General features: G+C 29.3%; 19 protein-coding genes. 16 read left to right on the top strand and 3 right to left on the bottom strand.

The features are described 5' to 3' along the window. Positions 1–75 precede the first annotated feature (75 nt). A complete protein-coding gene (locus tag ACYEKI_RS16920) occupies positions 76–951 on the bottom strand; it encodes a helix-turn-helix domain-containing protein (RefSeq protein WP_459212390.1) in 876 nt (291 codons plus the stop codon). A gap of 103 nt (positions 952–1,054) precedes the next feature. Between ACYEKI_RS16920 and ACYEKI_RS16915 the strand changes: the two genes are divergently transcribed. After that, a complete protein-coding gene (locus ACYEKI_RS16915) occupies positions 1,055–2,236 on the top strand; it encodes an alpha/beta hydrolase (protein WP_459212389.1) in 1,182 nt (393 codons plus the stop codon). 41 nt (positions 2,237–2,277) lie between these two features. Here the strand turns inward: ACYEKI_RS16915 and ACYEKI_RS16910 are convergent, their stop codons facing one another. After that, complete coding sequence (locus ACYEKI_RS16910; protein ID WP_459212388.1) at positions 2,278–3,156, bottom strand: LysR family transcriptional regulator; 879 nt, start codon at positions 3,154–3,156, stop codon at positions 2,278–2,280. A gap of 144 nt (positions 3,157–3,300) precedes the next feature. Between ACYEKI_RS16910 and ACYEKI_RS16905 the strand changes: the two genes are divergently transcribed. The 11 genes from ACYEKI_RS16905 (at position 3,301) to ACYEKI_RS16855 (ending at position 16,206) form a co-directional block, all read left to right on the top strand. Beyond that, on the top strand, positions 3,301–4,026 hold the full coding sequence (locus ACYEKI_RS16905; protein WP_459212387.1) for an SDR family oxidoreductase: 726 nt from the start codon (positions 3,301–3,303) through the stop codon (positions 4,024–4,026). Between the two features lie 540 nt (positions 4,027–4,566). Next, positions 4,567–5,451 carry a helix-turn-helix domain-containing protein gene (locus ACYEKI_RS16900; RefSeq protein ID WP_459212386.1) on the top strand — a complete coding sequence of 295 codons (885 nt, stop codon included), beginning with the start codon at positions 4,567–4,569 and terminating at the stop codon, positions 5,449–5,451. Between the two features lie 96 nt (positions 5,452–5,547). Then, positions 5,548–6,147 (top strand): superoxide dismutase, encoded by a 600-nt coding sequence (locus tag ACYEKI_RS16895; protein ID WP_459212385.1) that lies wholly within the window; start codon positions 5,548–5,550, stop codon positions 6,145–6,147. A gap of 283 nt (positions 6,148–6,430) precedes the next feature. Further along, a complete protein-coding gene (locus ACYEKI_RS16890; protein WP_459212384.1) occupies positions 6,431–7,069 on the top strand; it encodes a CatA-like O-acetyltransferase in 639 nt (212 codons plus the stop codon). A gap of 334 nt (positions 7,070–7,403) precedes the next feature. Further along, entirely contained in the window at positions 7,404–8,312 is a 909-nt protein-coding gene (locus ACYEKI_RS16885; protein ID WP_459212383.1) for a DUF6268 family outer membrane beta-barrel protein, read from the top strand. 31 nt (positions 8,313–8,343) lie between these two features. Beyond that, a complete protein-coding gene (locus tag ACYEKI_RS16880; RefSeq protein WP_459212382.1) occupies positions 8,344–9,342 on the top strand; it encodes a sensor histidine kinase in 999 nt (332 codons plus the stop codon). 193 nt (positions 9,343–9,535) lie between these two features. After that, positions 9,536–10,135 (top strand): DUF6515 family protein, encoded by a 600-nt coding sequence (locus ACYEKI_RS16875; RefSeq protein WP_459212381.1) that lies wholly within the window; start codon positions 9,536–9,538, stop codon positions 10,133–10,135. 11 nt (positions 10,136–10,146) lie between these two features. Then, positions 10,147–10,536 (top strand): hypothetical protein, encoded by a 390-nt coding sequence (locus tag ACYEKI_RS16870; RefSeq protein WP_459212380.1) that lies wholly within the window; start codon positions 10,147–10,149, stop codon positions 10,534–10,536. 67 nt (positions 10,537–10,603) lie between these two features. After that, a complete protein-coding gene (locus tag ACYEKI_RS16865; protein ID WP_459212379.1) occupies positions 10,604–11,716 on the top strand; it encodes an efflux RND transporter periplasmic adaptor subunit in 1,113 nt (370 codons plus the stop codon). Between the two features lie 7 nt (positions 11,717–11,723). After that, positions 11,724–14,885 (top strand): efflux RND transporter permease subunit, encoded by a 3,162-nt coding sequence (locus tag ACYEKI_RS16860; RefSeq protein WP_459212378.1) that lies wholly within the window; start codon positions 11,724–11,726, stop codon positions 14,883–14,885. A gap of 4 nt (positions 14,886–14,889) precedes the next feature. Next, positions 14,890–16,206 carry a TolC family protein gene (locus tag ACYEKI_RS16855; protein ID WP_459212377.1) on the top strand — a complete coding sequence of 439 codons (1,317 nt, stop codon included), beginning with the start codon at positions 14,890–14,892 and terminating at the stop codon, positions 16,204–16,206. A gap of 89 nt (positions 16,207–16,295) precedes the next feature. Here the strand turns inward: ACYEKI_RS16855 and ACYEKI_RS16850 are convergent, their stop codons facing one another. Then, complete coding sequence (locus ACYEKI_RS16850; RefSeq protein ID WP_459212376.1) at positions 16,296–16,943, bottom strand: Crp/Fnr family transcriptional regulator; 648 nt, start codon at positions 16,941–16,943, stop codon at positions 16,296–16,298. Between the two features lie 167 nt (positions 16,944–17,110). Here ACYEKI_RS16850 and add point away from each other — a divergent pair, with 167 nt between their 5' ends. The 4 genes from add (at position 17,111) to ACYEKI_RS16830 (ending at position 20,933) form a co-directional block, all read left to right on the top strand. Continuing rightward, a complete protein-coding gene (gene add, locus ACYEKI_RS16845) occupies positions 17,111–18,100 on the top strand; it encodes an adenosine deaminase (protein WP_459212375.1) in 990 nt (329 codons plus the stop codon). Between the two features lie 161 nt (positions 18,101–18,261). Then, complete coding sequence (locus ACYEKI_RS16840; RefSeq protein WP_459212374.1) at positions 18,262–18,435, top strand: hypothetical protein; 174 nt, start codon at positions 18,262–18,264, stop codon at positions 18,433–18,435. A gap of 274 nt (positions 18,436–18,709) precedes the next feature. Continuing rightward, positions 18,710–19,162 carry a hypothetical protein gene (locus ACYEKI_RS16835; RefSeq protein ID WP_459212373.1) on the top strand — a complete coding sequence of 151 codons (453 nt, stop codon included), beginning with the start codon at positions 18,710–18,712 and terminating at the stop codon, positions 19,160–19,162. A 79-nt stretch (positions 19,163–19,241) separates the two neighbouring features. Further along, positions 19,242–20,933: a hypothetical protein gene (locus ACYEKI_RS16830; protein WP_459212372.1), complete on the top strand. Its 1,692-nt coding sequence runs from the start codon at positions 19,242–19,244 to the stop codon at positions 20,931–20,933. Positions 20,934–20,939: the final 6 nt, after the last annotated feature.

Raw genomic sequence — 20,939 nt, 5'->3', positions numbered from 1 at the left:
AGTATTTTTAATTATCGCTCAAAGAGAATAACCTTGGTACAAAATTAAGATACGTACACAATGAACAACTATCAATTAGTTTACATTCCTATCAAATGGATAACTGTTACGAAATTGATTAGGAGATAAACCAGTATGTGATTTAAAAAAGCGAGTAAGATTATTAGGTTCGCTAATATTTAAATCATAAGCTATTTCTGCAATATCTTGAGTAGTGTGTAATAATCTAGATTTAATTTCTAATAACAAACGATTAGCAACCATAGTAGAAGCAGTGATGCCATATTGTTTCTTTACAATGTTATTGAGGTAAACTCTACTAACGTCCATTAAATTGGCATATTCTTTTACTTTGTTCAATTTTGTAATATGAGTTTCTATTAATTTTTTAAACTCATAAGCTTTATAGTTCCCTTCAACACTGTAAGAAATATCATTTTGCAAAGAATATTCTCTATTACATCGTATAAGCATATAATAAAGTAGCGACCTTAAAATATGTTCACTATCCTTTTTATAATCTTTAATTTCTAATAATACTTCATGTAATAGTGTACTTAAAAAAGAAAAAGTATGTTGAGATAAATATAAGTGAAAAGGCTTAGTAATTGTATGAAAGTATTGTAGACGATAAGTAAATAGTTTATCGGAAAAAAAGTGACCTAAAAACTCATTTTGAAAAACTAAATGAAATCCAATTACAGATGTTGTTTTTATAAAACACCTTTTGGGTTGACCAGGGGAAAAGAAAAATAGAGAATTATCTTGAATCGGAATGGTTTGATCGTGAATTTCGATTCGACCATCTCCTTTTTTAAAAAACATGATTTCATAAAAATTAGTTGTGTGATAATCACTAATAAAGAATAATTTTGGATTTTTCTCAAATTGATAAGCGTCCATTAATAGTTCAAAACCATACTTATCTTTAATAAACTCTAAGTGTTTCATTAATGTTATAACCTTTATAAATGATAAAAATAAGAAAGTAAAAGTGTTAATCCATTTTGTAAGCTAATTGATATTGTGCAAATTTGAGATTCAATTACTTTTTATGAAACATTGTATAATAGTTCTCGCGGCGATAATACTTTTAAGCTGTAAAAAACATAAAGAAAATGTCTTAACGATTACCGTAACACCACCTGTAGGACACATTAATAAAGATACCATAAGCATTTACGGAAGTTTTAATGATTGGGATTTACAAAAGGATACCTATATATTAAAAACAACGGCTAATAATGAGTTAACGGTTCAAATTCCGATTACAGAAGCTCCTATATTTTTTAATTTTTCAAAAAACAAAAACTATGGAAGCACAGCAGCAACTTTAGCAGGAAAGAAAAAATGTGATTATATCTATCAAATATCCAATAAAAAAGAAATACACATTACTATTGATGCTTGGACTGGTGAAAAAGCAATACAGAAACCACCTCATACCTTAACTAGAAATATTACGTATATAAAAGATTTTGATATGTCGCCCTTAAAACGTGTAGGAGATATTGCAATTTATCTTCCACATGGATATGATAATCATCCAGAAAAGAATTATCCTGTTTTATATATGCTTGATGGGCAAAATGTCTTTGATACATATACAGCTTTTAGTGACGAATGGAAGGTTGATGAAACTATAGAAGAATTGACTGTAAAAAAAATGATTGATGGTCTTATAGTAGTCGCAATTCCAAATGGTAAAAATAGATGGAGTGAATATAATCCTTGGGATTTTAAAGATTGGAATGGTGATGAGCAACAAGGTCAAGGTGAAGAAACATTTATGTTTATTAAAGAAACTCTAATTCCATATATAAACACAAATTATAGAACGATTGCAAATAGTGAATTTACAGGGATTGGAGGTAGTTCTCTAGGAGGTTCAATGGCATTGTATGCAGGAATAGCGCATAGTGATACTTTTGGATTTATAGCTGCTTTTTCTCCTGGATTAGCAGTAGAAAATAAAGCAGGTGAAAATACTTTGTTTACATATCTTAAAACAAAACAAGGGCATAATAACAATGACACTAAGATCTATTTTGATATGGGAAAAATGGAATATGGTGATTATGCAAAAATAGAAGCGTTAGAAGGGTATTTAAAAAATATTCAAGGAGTAAAAGAAGAAAAGATAATAGTAGTTAAAGATGATTTAGGTAGGCATTGTGAATTAGATTGGTCAAGACGATTTAAAAAACCAATCTTATGGTGGTTGAATAAAAAATAATAAACAAATGTAACTTAATACGTAAATAGATAGAATGAGTGTTATTTTTTATGATAATACCCAAACTCGTTAAACTTATTTGTTTTCAATTCATTTTTAGAAAAATAAGCAATGATTTTTGCAATTGCAGGATTACTAAGGCTTTTTCTAGGATAAGCTAGACCTACTTCTCTAAAATAACGAGGACCATTAAAAGGTCTAATTTCAAAACCGTACCAACCATCTACAAAAGCTTCAGGCAAAAAAGTGATTCCTAGACCAGCCATGAGCATTGTAAGTGTTTCTGTTTTTGTAGCACAATTAGCTACAGTAAGCATTTTATTAGTCTCATTATTCAAGATCGACAAACATTGCTTATGAGCTTCGCATGGCGGGCAATGAATAAAAGTCTCTTTTTCTAGATCAGTTAATTCAACACTATCTTTTTTTAAAAGAGGATGGCCATTTGGAATGCATAGTACATAATCTTCTTTCCAAAGCGGTAAAAATAAATCTTCTTCATGTTTCCACTCTCGAACCAATAAATTGATTTCGTTTTCTCTACCTATAGGATTTACGGTCCATTCTACAGAAGAACATAAGCTAGAAGTTGTTCTAAAGAATTGTTGTTTATGCTCTTGTGGAAGACTTTCTGAAACTCCAATCTTTATTGTATCTTGAAATATACGATCATTAAAAAGACCACTTAAAGCGTTGATTTCTCCTACAAGTCTTTTGGCAATAGGATATAAGTAATGAGCTTCATTTCTTAAAGTAACTCCCTTTTTATGACGATCAAATAGTGATTTACCCAGTTCATTTTCTAATTGTTTGATACCATTAGAAATATTAGGTTGCGAAACAAAACATTGTTCTGCAGCACGAGTTAAGTTTTTTTGTTCGTAAACCGCAATAAAAAATTTAAGAAGCCTACCATCCATAATAAATAGTTATGATTAATATAAAAAAATAGTATTTTGATACCCTTTGTTCTGCTCGTAACTTTGCATAACCTTAGATGATATGATCAAAATATCATTTTAAGAGTGAAATTATCATTAATAATTTTTATAACAAAATAAAATATGGAAACTAAAAAGTTAATCGTTATTACGGGAGCAAGTTCTGGAATTGGAGCAGCTACAGCAAAGATATTTTCTTCTCAAGGTCATCCATTATTGTTACTGGCTAGAAGGATAGAAAAAATAGAAGCGCTTAAATTACCTAATACACTTTGTAAAAAAGTAGATGTGACTGATATAATAGCAATTAAAGATGCTATTACAGAAGCAGAAGCCTTATATGGAGATGTAGATTGTATCATTAATAATGCAGGAATTATGCTATTGGGTGATATCGCTACACAAAATCCAGAAGAGTGGAAAAAAATGTTTGATGTTAATATTCTTGGAGTACTTAATGGTATGCATGCGGTATTACCTAAGATGAAAGAAAATAAACGAGGAACAATTATTAATACAAGCTCCATTGCTGGGAGAAAAACGTTTCCTAATCACGCAGCTTATTGTGGAACTAAATTTGGTGTTCATGCCATAACAGAAAACGCAAGAGAAGAAGCTGCGGCTTTTAATGTAAGAATGGTAACAATTGCACCAGGAGCAGTAGAAACAGAATTACTTTCACATACTACATCAAACGAGATAATAGAAGGATATGAATCATGGAAAGATGCTATGGGGGGAGTGCTAGCACCTCGAGATATAGCCAATGCTATGTGGTATGCTTATAACCAACCACAAGGAGTGAATATTAGAGAAATAGTACTTGCGGCTACAAGACAAGAGCCTTAAGAATGGATCAAGAGTAATGGTTATGTATTTATCTGTCAGGAGCGATTAGCGATGAAGGGTAAGTTGGATTGAATCTAATAGAAGTTTAGTTATTGAGTATATGAGTCAATGAGTTTTTTGAATATAAATTTTTAATTCAAAAATCGATATATCGAAAGTATAACCAATTAAGTAATCTTATAGTAAAATATAGAACCAAAAATCGTTGATTTACATTCGATATTCATAAATATAATTCTCCTATAACTCTTGTGATTGCCCCTTAAGAATACTAAAATTAAACTAAAAGAGATACTATTAAGTATCTCTTTTTTTATTCTAGGAGGGTTAATACCCCGAGACTTGCCTCGCCAGTAAAACGTAAACAGTTTGAAAACGAGAAATCCTTTGAATGCTCCGTGAGCTTGCTCCGGAGATTTTTACGTTTGAAATTTTTAAAACATTGTTTTTTACCATAAAAACATTAAAATATACCTTGAAAATAGTGTTGTGTTGTAAGTATCTTTGGATGAGTTATTTATGAAGGGGAAATAAAAAATAATGATGCTAAAACATTACGATAATATTAATGATTTTTTAAGCGCAATGGGATTACCGTTGATAAAGAATAAAAATTTCTATATAGCCAAATTTGAAGATCATAATTATAATATAAATAACCCAGAATGTGCAACAAGTCATGAATATTTTGATATATCTTTTACAATAGGATATGATGCAGATGTGTATATAGGTGAAAGAAAAGCTAATGCTCTGGAATATAACTTATCATTTGTCTCACCAGGTCAAATAACTAAATGGCAATTGAATGAAATACAAAATAAGCCTTTAAGTTATATAATCTTATTTAAACCAGAGTTTTTGCCTTTTGCAAATGATGTGTTTAGTATTTATGAAACCTTCCCGTATTTTAATAATAATACCCTATCGAGCTTTAAACTTACTGCTGCACAAAAAAAGATGTTTATCACTTATTTAGGAGACATTTATAGAGAATACCAACTTAATTCTGAAAGTAGTTTTGAAATTATAAAATCATATCTAAATATTCTTTTGTTTAATGCCAAAAGAGAATTAGAATATAGTGATGGCGTAAGTTACCTTAAAAGTAGAAGTCAAGAGATAACTTATAATTTTGAGAATTTAATAAAGAAGACAAAACATAAGCATCAACCTATAAAATACTATGCAGAAAAGCTTAATATTAGTCCGATTTATTTAGCAGAATGTGTTAAGAAAGTAACTTCAAAAACAGCAAAACAAATCATCAATGAATATTTGGTTTTGGAAGCAAAATCTCTTCTTAAACAATCTAATGAATCTATAGCAGAGATAGCATATGCTCTTGGTTTTGAAGATAATTCAAATTTTGTAAAGTATTTTAAAAAACAAACAGGTGTAACTCCCAAACAATATAAGAAATAACCTAAAATTTTACCATAAAGACCATGAGACTAACCTTTTTAATAGGTGTTGCCTGAAGTAATTTTGTATCATTAATAAATAAAAAATATAAATGATATGAAATTTGAGTTTACAGAATTAGCCTATAATTATGATGCATTAGAACCACATATAGATGCACGTACAATGGAAATCCATCACGGTAAACATCATGCAGGATATACTAATAAGCTTAATTCGGCTATAGAAGGAACCAGTTTCGAAGGATTGAGTATAGAAGAAATTCTTAAAAACGCTAAGGATATACCAGCAATTCGTAATAATGCAGGAGGTTATTATAATCATAATTTATTTTGGGAAATAATGACACCTTCTGGTAATAAAAATGTCTCTACAAAACTCAAGAAAGCAATAGATAATACGTTTGGATCTTTTGAAGTTTTTAAAGCAGAATTTATTGCTGCTGCTGCAACACAATTTGGATCGGGATGGGCATGGTTATATGTACATAATGGAGAACTTTATGTAGGAGCTACTCCTAATCAAGATAATCCTATTATGGGAATTGAATTAGAAGGAGAACCTATATTAGGAATTGATATATGGGAACATGCCTACTATTTAAAATATCAGAATTTAAGACCAGATTATATCAATGCATTTTTTGAAGTAATTGATTGGAATAAAGTATCTGAGAAATACGAAAAGTTAGTTTGAAAAACACCTAATGATCAAAAATTAAATAAGTCTGGATTCCAAAAGAGTTAACATCATAGTAGAAATAGATAAAGAAGCGATAAAACAGATCATTAAAAACTATACGTTTCTATTTTCATTAGAAAAAGAACTCTTGATTCTACAAGAACAAGCAATGATAAGAGGAACTAATGCTTTAATAAGTATATAAGTGGACAATAAAAAGAAATATGATAGTGTGCTGCATATTTAAGATAATAAAAAGCAATAGCATAGAAATAGTATTAGGTAAAAGTAAATGATAATGATGAAAGTTTTAGATATAGCACAATGGAATAGAAAAGAGCACTATAATTTTTTTTCAGATTATGATGATCCATTCTTCGGGATTGTATCTGAAATAGAATGCACAAAAGCTTATCATATAGCAAAGAAAGAGCAAGTACCTTTTTTTGCTTATTACCTATATAAATCCAGTTTAGCAATTAATGAAATCCCTGAGTTTAAATACAGAATAATTAATCATAAAATTGTAGAATTTGATAAGATTAATGCTGGGGCTACGATAGCGAGAGAAGATGGAACTTTTGGATTTTCATTTATTGAATTTGCTTCAGATTTCAACAAATTCAATTTAAACCTACAAAAAGAAATAGTCATTACTCAAAGTTTAAATGGATTACGATTTAATAAAGAAGCAGAAAGAGTGGATACTATACATTATTCAACATTACCATGGAGTGCAATTACAAGTATAACACACCCTAGAAAGTTTGATAAATTATACAGCGTACCTAAAATTGTTTTTGGCAAAGAATATGTTCAAGGACATAAAATGTATTTACCTATAGCAATAAATGTACATCATGGTTTGATTGATGGAATACATATTTCACAATATTTAGAAAAGTTTCAAGAATTTATGAATTATGGAACACTATAACCATTTTCAATACAGTTTTTTAGGAATAGATATAAAATTGAAAATAAAAGAACAGTAATTCTAGCTATTTATATAGTCAATTTAGCAACATATTGATCTATATTGTTGATTATGAATACAAGTATAGTACCTTATCTAATAGCTTTAATAAACTGGAATTAAATCAATACAGAATAATAAAAGAAGCCTCTTTGTTTAATAAAGGATGAAGAGGTTTTATATATAAAAAAACAATGTTGGTCTATATTCTTTGCAGATCGGTATAAAATGCTTCAGTAAGATCATCGTTAAAGATACTTTTGAACTTTGAAAATCAATAAAAAAAGAAGATACGGTGAAAAAGTTGTTAGTTATATTGATCGTTATAATGATAGGAGGAGAGAGTTTTGGACAATTTTCAAGAGATCTTTTGCATGTAGAACATACATATTCTGCAAACGAAGAGAGTTTAGATTATAATGCTACAGACGTTAAAATTAATCTTCCTTTAAAATTAGGAAAAGGATTCCTTATAAATACTATAGGGTTTAATCAAAGTATTTTAACTTATAATCAAGAACACGATTTTAATACTTCAGAAATAGATCGTTTTTATCAAATAAATTATTCATTGGGATATAGTTATCCTTTAAATAAAGGATGGGGAATAACGGCTAGATTAAGTTCAGGAATATCCTCAAATTTAGGAGGAAGTCTAGAAAGTGAAGATGTTTTAATCACAGGTGGAGTTTATGCTTCAAAGAGATGGGGAACATTAAAGTCTGGCTCTAATTTGACATTTGGACTAGCTTATGTAACACTTTCTGGAAAACCAGGTGTAATACCATTTATCAATTTTAGACATATAATAAATGAGCAAATATCATATGGATTAGGATTTCCCAACACTTTTGTTAAATATCGTTTAAACAAAAAACATGACTTTACTGTAGGATTAAAAACTCAAGGATTTTATGGGAATATCACTGGAAACAATGCTCCGACTATTGATGGTATTGTAGCAGAAAAAGCACAGTTTAGAAATTTTGCAGCTAATTTAAAATATACTTATGGATTAACAGATCTTTGGAAATTAGATTTTAATGCAGGATATTCGATCCACAATGAATATAAACTTTTGGATATAGATAAAAATGAAATCTATGATTTTGACCTAGATTCAAGACTGTTTTTTTCTGTAGGAGTCTCGTATGATATCTCGAGTAAAATTAAACAAAAACGTGCCAAAGAAAAAGATAAATGATATACATTTGTGTATAGTTATCTAGATTGCAATGACAAAAAATAGTAAACAGTTTTTTATTCACTTCTTAGTATGGTTTCTATTTATTGCAGCTGTTACATTACAATTGTATTTGGATAAAAATCAAATTCCTAAACAATTTTTAATACGAATATGGATAGGGATTTTTCTTTTTTATATAAATTATTTAATACTAGTACCTAAACTATTATTAAAGAGAAAACTATTTTTATATATGCTAGTTGCTGCTTTACTAGTAACTGGAGTTACATATATACACCACCAACTAAATTTACCTTTTTATTACGAGAATATACAAAAACAAGGGAGAATAAGAATTACATATGCAATTAGTGTATTATTTAATAGTGTTTTGATTGTAATAGGTGCTATTTCAAAAATGTATTTTGAATGGAACAAGAGTGAAGCACAAAAAAAACGAATAGAAGCACAAAAAAAATCATCTGAATTAAAAGCACTAAAAAATCAAGTAAATCCACATTTTTTATTCAATTCATTAAATAGTATTTATTCTTTAACTGTAAAGCAATCAAAAGAGGCTTCAGCATCTGTAATCATGCTATCAGAGCTAATGCGATATATGTTATATGAAACAGATAAGAAATGGGTGCTATTAGAAAATGAGCTTTCGTATATAGAGAATTATGTAAACCTTCAGCGTTTGCGTATTGCTAATGATGAAAATGTGAAATTAACTATTAAAGGCGAAATTCGTGATCAAAAAATATCACCATTACTACTTATTTCCTTTATAGAAAATGCCTTTAAATACGGAACAGATATTTCAGGAAAAACAAACATCAATATAACTATTGAGATTCAAGATAACTTCTTAGAGTTTAAATGCGAAAATAGCATAGGATATAAAAAGAAACATACAGATAATTCTGGTATAGGGCTACAAAATACCAAAGAACAATTAGAGCTAATCTTTCCTAATAAATATGAACTTTTTCTTGATGAAAATAGGAATAAATTTACAGTGCATTTAAAATTAAACCTTGATTAAGGTGTTTGTATATCAATATTTTGTGAGAGACATCTCTTGTGCTATAATACATGGAAATCAATAATAATATACAATAGTCTAATCTGTTTTTAATACTGGTTTGTCTATACATTTTGTGAGTTTGTATATCTCTTTTTTTTAAGCATTATGGTGTAACTAATTTTGACACTGAATGTTAAAAACAAAAGATGTAATGAACGCAATAAGATATGTATTTAGTGTTTTGACAATCATGTGTCTGAGTGTAGATCTCAATGCTCAACAAGTTACTGTCAAGAAAAAAAAGAATAATAAAAAAGTTGTAGTTAAAAAGAATAATAGAAAGGTAACTGTAACTAGAACCCCTAGAACAAAAGTTGTTTATAAATCAAGAGCTCCACGAGTTACAGTAGTAAGAACTAGACCTCGTAACGCTGTAGTTGTAAGTTATGGTGGTGTGAGTTTTCATTATAAATCAGGTAGATATTATAGATATAATAATGGAAAGTACATAGTTGTAACGCCACCAATAGGTATTAGAATTAATGTTTTACCAGTAGGCTACACCTCAGTTATTATAGGAGGTAGTACCTACTATTATTATCAAGGAATCTACTATATATCCATTCCAGATACCAATGAGTACGAGAGAGTAGAAGCACCTCAAGAAGCTTTAGTATATATTTTACCAGAAGATACAGAAGAAGTTGTTATCGATGGTAAAACATACTATGAATCAAATGATACATTATATAAAGTGGTATTGACACCAGATGGAAAAGCATTTAAAGTAGTAGGAATATTAGAAGAGTAAAAAAATAAAGGATGAAGAAAATAAGAATTATAGGATGTTTGATAATTATGTTAACATGTCATTTCTCGGTTAATGCACAAAGGGCAATCTTTAAAGCATTAAAAGAAACTCCTGCAACAGAAGTAGCAGAAAAAAAGACAGCTATAATGAAAGAAGTTTTACATCTTTCAGAAGATCAAATAATAGAGACTCAGAAGCTAAACGAAGAGATAGCTGTAAAACGAAAAGACATTTTTGAGAATACTTCGAAATTTAGCATAAGAGGAGCTTTAAAACCTATAAAAGAAGAAGAAACTGTAAAACTTGAAGCCATTCTTACAGCAGAGCAAATGAAACTGTATAATGATACAGGGAAAGAAGAAATTAATTTAAAAATGAAAGAGTGGTTAAAAACGAAATAATAAAGCAGGTATTGCTGTAAATAAAGACGTTTTAACAAATACCACAGTACTTTTTAATCAAAGAAACATGCGAAAAATAATAATAATACTGATAGGAATATTACTCCTATTGGGAGCAATCTTATGTGCTAATTTTTTAAGAAATAATAAAAAAGTAGCTAAACAAGAAGTAGCAAAAGTTGAAAAAACAGCTTTTGTACAAAGAGTTGAAAATAAGACAATACCAATTGTAATAACAGCAAATGGAAATTTAAAAGCAAAGAATAAAATTGAACTTTATGCAGAGGTTCAAGGGGTCTTAAAGTTTAGTAATAAAGAGTTTAAAGAAGGGAATGTTTTTAATAAAGGAGAAACACTTTTGCAGCTTAATGCAGAAGAATATTATGCATCAATTCAAGCACAACGTAGCTCGTTACAAAATTTAATAGTCTCAATGATGCCAGATATGAGACTAGATTATCCAGAATCATATAAAAATTGGAATTCATATTTAAGCGAATTTGATGTCAATAACCATATAAAAGAATTACCAAAACCATTGTCAGATCAGGAAAAATACTTTGTCACAGCAAAGAATATTTATAACACGTATTATTCTATTAAAAATTTAGAATCTAGGCTTGATAAATATAGAATAAGAGCACCGTTTAAAGGTGTTATTACAGAAACTATGGTAACTCAAGGAACCTTGGTGAGATCAGGACAAAAACTGGGAGAGTTTATTGATACTAGTGCATATGAACTTGAAATAGCTGTTAATGCAGCATATGCAAATCGTATAGTAACAGGAAGTAAAGTTACTGTAGAAAATTTAACAAAGACACAGTCGTGGATAGGAGAAGTAACAAGAGTTAACGGAAAAATAGAAACAACTTCACAGACGATACAAGCATTTATTAAGCTTAAAGGAACTCAATTAAAAGAAGGTATGTTTTTACAAGCGGCATTATTGGCAAAAGAAGAACCTAATGCGATAGAAATAGATCGAAAACTTTTAATAGAAAATGAAGCGGTATACATCGTAAAAAATAGACAATTAGACTTAGTCAAAGTTACACCTGTATATTTTACAGAAAAAACAGTAATAATCAAAGGATTGGCAAACGGAGCAAATATGGTATCAAAACCTATTATAGGTGCTTATGAAGGAATGTCGGTAAATGTAATTGAAGAAAAGTAATGCGATAATGAAAAAGATCATTTCATATTTTATTAAGTATCCAGTAGCCGTAAATATTATTATTATAGGGTTTGTTGTATTAGGATTTATAGGATTTACAAATTTAAGGTCATCGTTTTTTCCTCTTACAGAATCCAAACGTATAGCGATTAATATCAATTACCCTGGGGCATCACCACAAGAGATAGAAGAAGGCGTAGTTTTAAAGATAGAAAATAATCTTAAAGGAATAGTAGGTGTAGACAGAGTAACTTCTACATCATCAGAGAATACAGCTAGCATTACAGTAGAAACTTTATCAGAGTATGATATTAATACGGTATTAGCCGACGTTAAAAATGCAGTAGATAAAGTACCTAACTTTCCTGTAGGTATGGAACCTCCTGTAGTATCAAAAATTGAAAATATTTCAGAAACGATAAGTTTTGTAATAACAGGTAAGGAGGTTTCTTTAAAAAGCTTAAAAGACATAGCTAGAACTATAGAAAATGACTTATTAAGATTAGATGGAATTTCACAAGTGACTATTTCTGGATTTCCAGATGAAGAAATAGAAATAGCAGTAAGAGAAAATGAATTAAAAGCATATGATATAACATTTCAACAATTAGCAGATGTTGTGGCCAATTCAAATATTATTACAACAGGAGGAAGTATAAAAACCGAAGCCGAAGAATATTTGATAAGAGCAAATAATCGACAGTATTATGGTAATGAATTGGATAACCTAATTGTTAAAACAACTACAAATGGGAGTATCATAAGATTAAAAGATGTTGCAACGATAAGAGATCAATTTGATGAAGATCCTAATAAGATATATCATAACAATAAACTAGCAGTACGTATACAAGTAAGTAATACTAATAGTGAAGATTTAATTTCTTCTGCAGATCAAATCAATGAGTACATAGAGAAGTTTAATACACAGTATAATAATGTACAAATAGCAATCACTAGAGATGCTTCTATAACTTTAAAACAAAGAACAGCATTATTATTTGAAAATGCATGGCAAGGAATGCTGTTAGTAGTACTGTTTTTATCCTTGTTTTTACGACCTAGACTTGCATTTTGGGTAGCTGCAGGATTACCTGTTGCTTTCTTTGGGATGTTTATGTTAGCAGGATATTTTAATATCACGATTAACGTATTGTCTTTATTTGGGATGATAGTGGTTATAGGTATTTTGGTTGACGATGGAATTGTAATAGCAGAAAATATATACCATCATTATGAAAAAGGTAAAGCACCTATTAGAGCAGCAATAGACGGAACAATAGAGGTGATTCCTCCTATTATTTCGGCAATAGTTACAACGATTTTAGCCTTTGCTACCTTCTTTTTTTTAGATGGAGATATAGGACAGTTTTTTGGAGAAGTAGCAACAGTAGTAGCTTTAACACTGTCAGTTTCATTGATAGAAGCATTAATTATTCTACCTGCTCATATTGCACATTCAAAAGCAATGAAACCTAAGCAAAAACTGTATAAGTTCAATGTATATGCAGAAAAGGTAATGGAATATATGAGAAATAAGTTATATGAACCAGTACTTGATTTTGCTTTAAAGAATAAGTTTTTCAGTCTAGCTTTACCTATAGCCATTCTAATTATTACTATAGGTGCTTTTAGTGGAGGTATTATAAAAGGAACATTTTTTCCGACAATGGCAAGTGATAGAGTAGTAGTAACATTGACCATGCCTCAAGGAACAAATGAAAAAATCACAGATAGCATTATTTCTGATATAGAAACTAAAACAAGGAAAGTTGCTCAAGAATTTACAGAGAAATATAGTACGGATGGAGAATCTGTTATAGAAAATGTATTAAAACAAATAGGAAACGGATCTTCTAAAGCAAACTTAAAAATAAACTTATTACCAGGTGAAGAAAGAAGTTTTAGCGCCAGAGAAATAGCCAATGCTATACGAGAAGAAGTAGGTGAAGTTTATGGTGTTGAAAGTTTAACATTTAGCTCTGGATCTAATTTTGGAGGAAGCCCAGTATCAGTATCATTATTGAGTGATAATATAGCAGAACTTAAAGCTGCCAAAATAGCGTTAAAAGAAGAGTTGATTAAAAATAATCAAATAAAAGATGTTGTGGATAGTGATCCACAAGGAATTAAAGAAATTAAAATACAACTTAAAGATAATGCATATCAATTAGGACTCACTTTAAACGGAGTGATGAGTCAAGTGCGAAGTGGTTTTTTTGGGAGGCAAGCGCAACGTTTTCAGAGAGGACAAGATGAGATTAGAGTATGGGTTCGCTATGATAAAAGAGAACGTACATCTATTAAATACTTAGATGATATGTATATACAAACTCCTACTGGAGATAGTGTTCCATTGTCTGAAATCGCAACTTATAAAATCGAAAGAGGTGAGGTGTCTATACAGCATATCAATGGATTGAGAGAAATAAGAATTGAAGCAGATATGAAAGACGCTCAAGCTAGTGCTACAGCTATCTTAACAGATATAAAAAAGCGTATCATGCCAGAGATAAAAGCTAAATATCCATCGGTTAATGCCTTATACGAAGGACAAAATAGAGAAGCTCAAAAAGTAGGAGATTCAGCAAAAGTTGTCGTACCCATAATTCTATTACTGATCTATATTGTTATGGTATTTACATTTAGATCATATGGACAACCGTTGATGTTATTGAGTATGGTACCGTTGAGTTTTATAGGAGTAGCTTGGGGACATTGGATTCATGGTTTTCCTATTAATATTTTATCCTTATTAGGGATTGTAGCTTTGATAGGTATTATGGTTAATGATGGATTGGTCTTAATTAGTAAACTAAATAATTATTTGAAAGAAGGAATGAGTTTTGAAAAAGCATTGTTTCAAGCAGGGAAATCCAGATTTAGAGCTATTTTCTTAACTACAATTACTACAGTAGCAGGACTTGTTCCTTTACTATTAGAAACGAGTAGACAAGCCCAGTTTTTAATTCCTATGGCTATTTCAATTGTATATGGTATTACTATAGCTACGGTATTAACATTGATTGTCTTACCCATATTACTAGCGATATCTAATCAATTAAAAGTGTATGTCAAGTGGGGACTAAGTAGAACTAAACCTACAAGAGAAGAAGTAGAAAGAGCGATTATAGAGAAACAAGCAGAGCATGAAGAATTAGAAGGCTAATACAATGAATTTAAAACATATATATATAACAATAGGAATCGTAGTTTACAGTTTTTCCTGTAATGCACAAGAACTTTTGACCAAAGAAAAAGCTATAGAAATAGCACTGCAACATAATTATGATATACAAATAGCTAAGAATGACCTAGAGGTTGCAGATAATAATAAAGGTATACTTAATAGTGGATATTTGCCGACGATAACAGGATCATCTGGAGCAAATTATAATAAAGGGAATTCTGAGTCCGAATTTCCAGATGGTACAGTCAATGAAATAGATGGATATACCTCAAAGAGTTATAATGCTTCTATAGGGGTAAACTATACACTATTTGATGGATTTAATAGGAAATATACCTATCAAAAATTTAAAGAGCAATATAAATTAACAGAGCTTCAAGTAAGACAAGTTGTAGAAAATACAATAGTAACATTGTATACACATTATCACGAAGTAGCACGATTGACAGAAAATGAAAAAAATCAAAAAGGAAGTTTATCGATTTCTAAAGAGCGATTAAAAAGAGCAAAATACGCTTTTGAATATGGGCAAAATACAAAATTGAATGTATTAAACGCTCAAGTAGATGTAAATAATGATAGTATTGCCTACTTAGATGTTAACCGTCAATTAGCCAATGCAAAACGTAATCTGAATGTGATTTTAGGTAGAGATATTAAAACCGAAACAATAGTCGATACAACGATAACGTATGAGCAAGAATTGGTATTGGATAAGCTTATGAAAAATGCTTTAGAAAATAATGTAGCATTATTACAAACAGAAAAAAATATAAACTTGAGTAATTATGATATAAAAATAAATAAAGCAGGTTGGTTACCCAATGTTAGCCTTTCTAGTTCATATACATGGAGTAAAAGTGATAATGATGCTCTTAATCAATTTAGTGCAACAGGATCAACGCAATATGGTATAAATGCAGGAGTAAATATGTCGTGGAATATTTTTGATGGAGGAAAAACAAAAACTAGAGTTAATAATGCAAAAATAACCATAGATACTCAAGAAATAAAAAAAGAACAACAAGAAGAACAACTTAAAAGAGATGTTGCCAATGCTTGGGAAACCTATCAAAACGCATTATTTACATTAAAAGTTCAAGAAAGTAATGTAGAAACTAATGCACATAATTTTGAACGTACTAACGAATTATTTAAGTTAGGGCAAGTAACGTCTATTGATTTTAGGCAAGCACAAAATAATCAACTCAATGCCATATTTGAATTGAGTAAAGCAAAATACGAAGCAAAAAATGCAGAGTTACAATTAATGTTATTATCTGGAACATTGTTAAAGTAGAAATAACAAGAACTAGGGTTGTAATAAGTTTGATATTGAAGAAGAGAGGATACTATTCTTGATTCTTTGATGTCAAACTTTTTTGATTTCTAATGAAAAGAAATTAAGAGTTCTTTCAACTTAGTAACATCTTTGACAAGAATATTTTTATGTTGTAATAAGATCATATCGGTATCAATTAACTCTTTAATAATACGATTCAATACTCTAATTGAAATACCCAAATAACTCGCTAAATCATACTTAGAAAATTGCTCATTGATAGCGGTTAGTTCCAATATGATTTTGATAACCGAATATTTTAAAGGATAAAGTTGTTGATAAGAAGCTTTAGAAGCCGTGCTATAAACCCTATGAGCCAAGGTTTTTAAAATGATAGAAGTAAACTCCTTCTCAGTATAAAGAAGAGATGAAAATAAATCTTGTGTGATACAATAAACCTCCACATCAGAAATAGCTTCAATAGTAGATAAAGTTGATTGATTTAATAAGAATTCGACTTCACCTATGATTTCACCCTTTCCTAAAAATTCTAATACATAGTCCTTACCGTTCTCTTCAGTAATAAAACATTTTGATAACCCATTAATGATGATATATACATAATCAATACGATCATCTTTATAGAGTAAAATATCGTTTTTATAAAAACTTTTCTTTACGATACGATCTTTAAAACGATGCGTGGCATATAAAGCATCCGTATAATTCAATAAAGAAGAATTGGTTTTAATCATGGTAAATTAGTTAGGACAATTGTCCTTGACGTAAGTTTATATTATACAAATAAAAATATAAATTAATATCGTGATAAAGACATTGATAATTGACGAAGATAAAATTTAATAATATATAATTTTTTGCTTTATATTAATGTTGAGGTCATATACACCAAATAAAACCGATGGAATATACTCAAATGCCCAAAGTAGAATTGCACTTACACTTAGATTGTTCATTAAGTTATGATGTAGTTTATCAATTAAACCCTACGATAACCCAAGAGGAGTATGAAAAAGCTTTTATAGCACCGCCCAAATGTACAGACTTAGCAGATTATATAACTAGAGCATTAAGTGGCGTACAATTAATGCAAACCAAAGAACAATTAAGATTGGTGACCTTAGATTTGTTTAAGCAATTAAAAGCAGATAATGTACTGTATGCAGAAATTCGATTTGCACCATTAATACATCTCGAGAAAGGACTAACACCAGAAGAAGTTGTAGCAACAGTAAACGAAGCCATGAGTTTAGGTATAAAGCAAACAGGTGTAAAAGCAGGGCTTATACTATGTACATTACGACATTTTACAGCATCACAAAGTATGCAAACAGTAACACTTGTAGATCGATTTAAAGACACCAATATAGTAGGATTTGATATAGCAGCAGACGAGGCTGGTTTTCCTATAGATAATCATGTTAAAGCATTTAACTATGCAAAAACACACCATATAAAATGTACTGCTCATGCAGGAGAAGCAAAAGGAACAGAAAGTGTGTGGGAAACAATAACAAATTTTAATCCATTAAGGATAGGACACGGTGTGAGAAGTTATGAAGATGAGAAATTAATAACATTTTTAAAAGAAAGAGATATACACTTAGAAATCTGCCCAACTAGTAATATACAAACTAATGTATATCAAGAAATTAAAGGTCATAAAATACATGAGATATACAATACAGAAGTTTCGTTAAGTATTAATACAGATGCACGTACAATTTCTAATACAACACTAGCTAAAGAATATCAAGAATTAGAAAACAATTTTAACTGGACAAAAGCACATTTTTTAAAGTGTAATCTTGAAGCGATAAGACATGCATTTACTACAGAAGAAGTTAAAAATGAAATAAGACAAAAGCTTATTCATGCATATCAAGAGTAATGAATTACAGAAAAGTACTATTAAAATAAATAAAAAAACTATAAGCAGAGAGGCTTAAAAACTTTGAAGAGATAAGAAATTTCAATAGCTTTATAGACTAATACCCCAATAAATAAACGATGAAATTCTTACTCTTTTGGTTAAAAATGTTCCTAGGTAAAATGTTTATATTTCTAATAGCAATAGCCATATTAGGTGTGCTATTTAGAAGTATTATAGAATTTCCTAATGAGATTTTTTTTGGAAACGAGTTACTCATGAAGCCAATTCTTATTCTTATGGAACAACAAGAGGAACAACTTTTGAGTTTTTTAGAGTTAAAGGAGAAGCAGTAGTTAAAATACCTACGATAGTAGCGATTATTATACCAACATTATTTTACACAGGTATTTTGTCATTGGTTTTTCTATTGTTGACATTAAAAACCAATGAAGAAAAATGGAATAGAATTCAAAGAATTAAAGAGGATAATAAAAAAGAGCATAAACAAAAAGAAAGATTTAGTAGGAAAGAACATCTATTGGCGTATACCATAATCGTTTTGATCATAGGATTTACCTTTTGTTTAGGAAATTATTACTATTCATAAGAAGTGATAACAATAATTATATGATTTTTTTTAAGCATTATATAATACTAGCAGGGAAACAATATTTTATTGTTTTTACAACTATATGTGTTATAGGGTTAATCTTTACTCGATTAATTGAATATCCCAACGAATTATTTTTTAATACAACAGTGCACCATACAGTTGATCATTATTCGTATGAACCAGGGCAACAAGGATCATCTTATGAGTTTTTTAGAAAAATAGATAATGAAACATATAAAGAAATAGTACCACTAGTTGCAATTCTAATAGCGACCTTATTTTATACTGTGATACCACATTTTTTATTTATACTATTGAGTTTGATATTAAATAATAAAAATTGGAATAAACTGATAAAAGCTGAAGAAGAGCAAAATTTAAAAAAGAAAAACTATACAATAGCTTTTGTTTTAAATTTAATAGTGATAGCCATAATATTTTATTTAGGAAATAATTTTTATTCATAGATAATAAATAGATCTATGATAGCCATATAAATACTAAGTTCTGAAAACTTCAATTTTAAGATATAGCCTTTGTTTATGCTTGTGTATAGGAATATACACAGGAAATGCTCAACAGTATACTACTCAAAAAGAATTATTACAAAGATATCATGAGCTAGATAGTCTAGCACAACTACAATTTTACGATCCTAATTTCAACAGTTTTGGAAAAGAAAAAATAGAAGAGGTTTTTAGTTTGTATTACGAACAACTAAGTCTATTAAAAGAAATTGAAGGAAAAGAAATATTAAAATTTAAGTTTTATAAACAGAGAGGACAATTATTTAAAAAAATAAAAATACTTAAAGAGTCAAATAAGAATTTTTATAAATCAATCGAATACTATAATAGAATAGAAGGAGGATTACCACAAACAATTATCGATAATGCTTTTGGTACTTATGGAGAAATGGCAGATAATTATAGAGATTTGAATCAAATAGATAGTGTAGGGATACAATATAGAAGAGGAATAGCGTTTAGCCAAGCTAACATAAAGAGAAAAATTTTAAGAGCTTCTGCTTATAACAACATGGGGATTCACTTCTCTGAAACAATAAAACAATATGATTCTGCTTTGTTTTATCTTAAAGAAGCCCAACATGAAATGGGAAATATAGCAGATCCAGAATTCAAACTTTTTGAAGGAAGTATTAGAGACAATATCGCAAATACGTATGTAGGATTAGAGCAATTACAAAATGCAAAAGAATTATATAAGGTAAACTTCTCATTTTTTAATCCAAAAAAGCATCCTCAAAAATATCATGATCATTATAGATGGGTAAGATCAGGAATACAAATGGCAGAAATGTCTATTAAACTAGAAGAAATTCCTGAAGCCGAAACTATATTAGATAGTGTAGCTGTATTGCTATCTAGATATAATTTTAGAGAAAAAGGAAAGATTAAACACCGATACCTACAAGCGAGAAATACATTACATCTATTAAAAGGAGAATACAAAAAAGCTTATGAGTATACTCTTAGAAGTAAAGAGATATCTGATAGTATGGATAGAGCTAAAAAAGCAAAAGAGGGTTTATGGAATGTAACACTTAAAAATACAGCCATTACCAAAATGAAAGAAGATCTAGAATTAGAAGAATTAAGACAACATATTAATGCACAAAAGAAGCAAAATAGATTAGTCTTAGTCATGATGTTGTTAATAATAGGTATTGGGGTTTTAGGTTTGATTTTTAATTTATATAAGAAAAGAAGATTTCTAAATCAAAAAGATAAACATATAGCAGAACAAAACGTAAAACTTCTAGATTTACAAAATGAGGTATTGCAGAAAAAAGCAGAAATAAAAAAGAGAGATCTTACTGATTTTGCTATCAATACTTCACAAAATAACGAGTGGATAAAAGAGTTTTATGAGCAAATTATAAAAGTAAAGGCATCTCGAGGAAGAGCAAGAACAAAGTCGTTAAATGAATTAGAACAAGAGATACGTAGTAAAATTCAGTTTGATGAAAGTACAAAGGATTTTTATGAGAAAATAGATAAACTAAGCAATGAGTTTTATCAAAAATTGAAAGAACGTAATGCTACATTAAGTAGAGCAGAAATCAAGTTATGTACAATGATACGATTAGGATTTGACAACAAAAAGATAGCAATGCTACAACATATCGACCCACACTCTGTACATCAAAGTCGATATAGGTTAAAAAAGAAGCTAAATATTGAAGAAGACTTGGATACTTTTCTTATAAATATATAGAAATGA

It is taken from the genome of Aquimarina rhabdastrellae, assembly GCA_947387485.1.
Lineage (GTDB): Bacteria > Bacteroidota > Bacteroidia > Flavobacteriales > Flavobacteriaceae > Aquimarina.
This window is presented reverse-complemented; position numbering and strand designations above follow the sequence as displayed.

Excerpts from the sequence above, each read along its gene's own strand:
- ACYEKI_RS16920 (WP_459212390.1), bottom strand. The coding sequence starts at position 951 with ATGAAACACTTAGAGTTTATTAAAGATAAGTATGGTTTTGAACTATTA.
- ACYEKI_RS16915 (WP_459212389.1), top strand. The coding sequence starts at position 1,055 with ATGAAACATTGTATAATAGTTCTCGCGGCGATAATACTTTTAAGCTGT.
- ACYEKI_RS16910 (WP_459212388.1), bottom strand. The coding sequence starts at position 3,156 with ATGGATGGTAGGCTTCTTAAATTTTTTATTGCGGTTTACGAACAAAAA.
- ACYEKI_RS16905 (WP_459212387.1), top strand. The coding sequence starts at position 3,301 with ATGGAAACTAAAAAGTTAATCGTTATTACGGGAGCAAGTTCTGGAATT.
- ACYEKI_RS16900 (WP_459212386.1), top strand. The coding sequence starts at position 4,567 with ATGATGCTAAAACATTACGATAATATTAATGATTTTTTAAGCGCAATG.
- ACYEKI_RS16895 (WP_459212385.1), top strand. The coding sequence starts at position 5,548 with ATGAAATTTGAGTTTACAGAATTAGCCTATAATTATGATGCATTAGAA.
- ACYEKI_RS16890 (WP_459212384.1), top strand. The coding sequence starts at position 6,431 with ATGATGAAAGTTTTAGATATAGCACAATGGAATAGAAAAGAGCACTAT.
- ACYEKI_RS16880 (WP_459212382.1), top strand. The coding sequence starts at position 8,344 with ATGACAAAAAATAGTAAACAGTTTTTTATTCACTTCTTAGTATGGTTT.
- ACYEKI_RS16875 (WP_459212381.1), top strand. The coding sequence starts at position 9,536 with ATGAACGCAATAAGATATGTATTTAGTGTTTTGACAATCATGTGTCTG.
- ACYEKI_RS16870 (WP_459212380.1), top strand. The coding sequence starts at position 10,147 with ATGAAGAAAATAAGAATTATAGGATGTTTGATAATTATGTTAACATGT.
- ACYEKI_RS16865 (WP_459212379.1), top strand. The coding sequence starts at position 10,604 with ATGCGAAAAATAATAATAATACTGATAGGAATATTACTCCTATTGGGA.
- ACYEKI_RS16860 (WP_459212378.1), top strand. The coding sequence starts at position 11,724 with ATGAAAAAGATCATTTCATATTTTATTAAGTATCCAGTAGCCGTAAAT.
- ACYEKI_RS16855 (WP_459212377.1), top strand. The coding sequence starts at position 14,890 with ATGAATTTAAAACATATATATATAACAATAGGAATCGTAGTTTACAGT.
- ACYEKI_RS16850 (WP_459212376.1), bottom strand. The coding sequence starts at position 16,943 with ATGATTAAAACCAATTCTTCTTTATTGAATTATACGGATGCTTTATAT.
- add (WP_459212375.1), top strand. The coding sequence starts at position 17,111 with ATGGAATATACTCAAATGCCCAAAGTAGAATTGCACTTACACTTAGAT.
- ACYEKI_RS16840 (WP_459212374.1), top strand. The coding sequence starts at position 18,262 with ATGTTTATATTTCTAATAGCAATAGCCATATTAGGTGTGCTATTTAGA.
- ACYEKI_RS16835 (WP_459212373.1), top strand. The coding sequence starts at position 18,710 with ATGATTTTTTTTAAGCATTATATAATACTAGCAGGGAAACAATATTTT.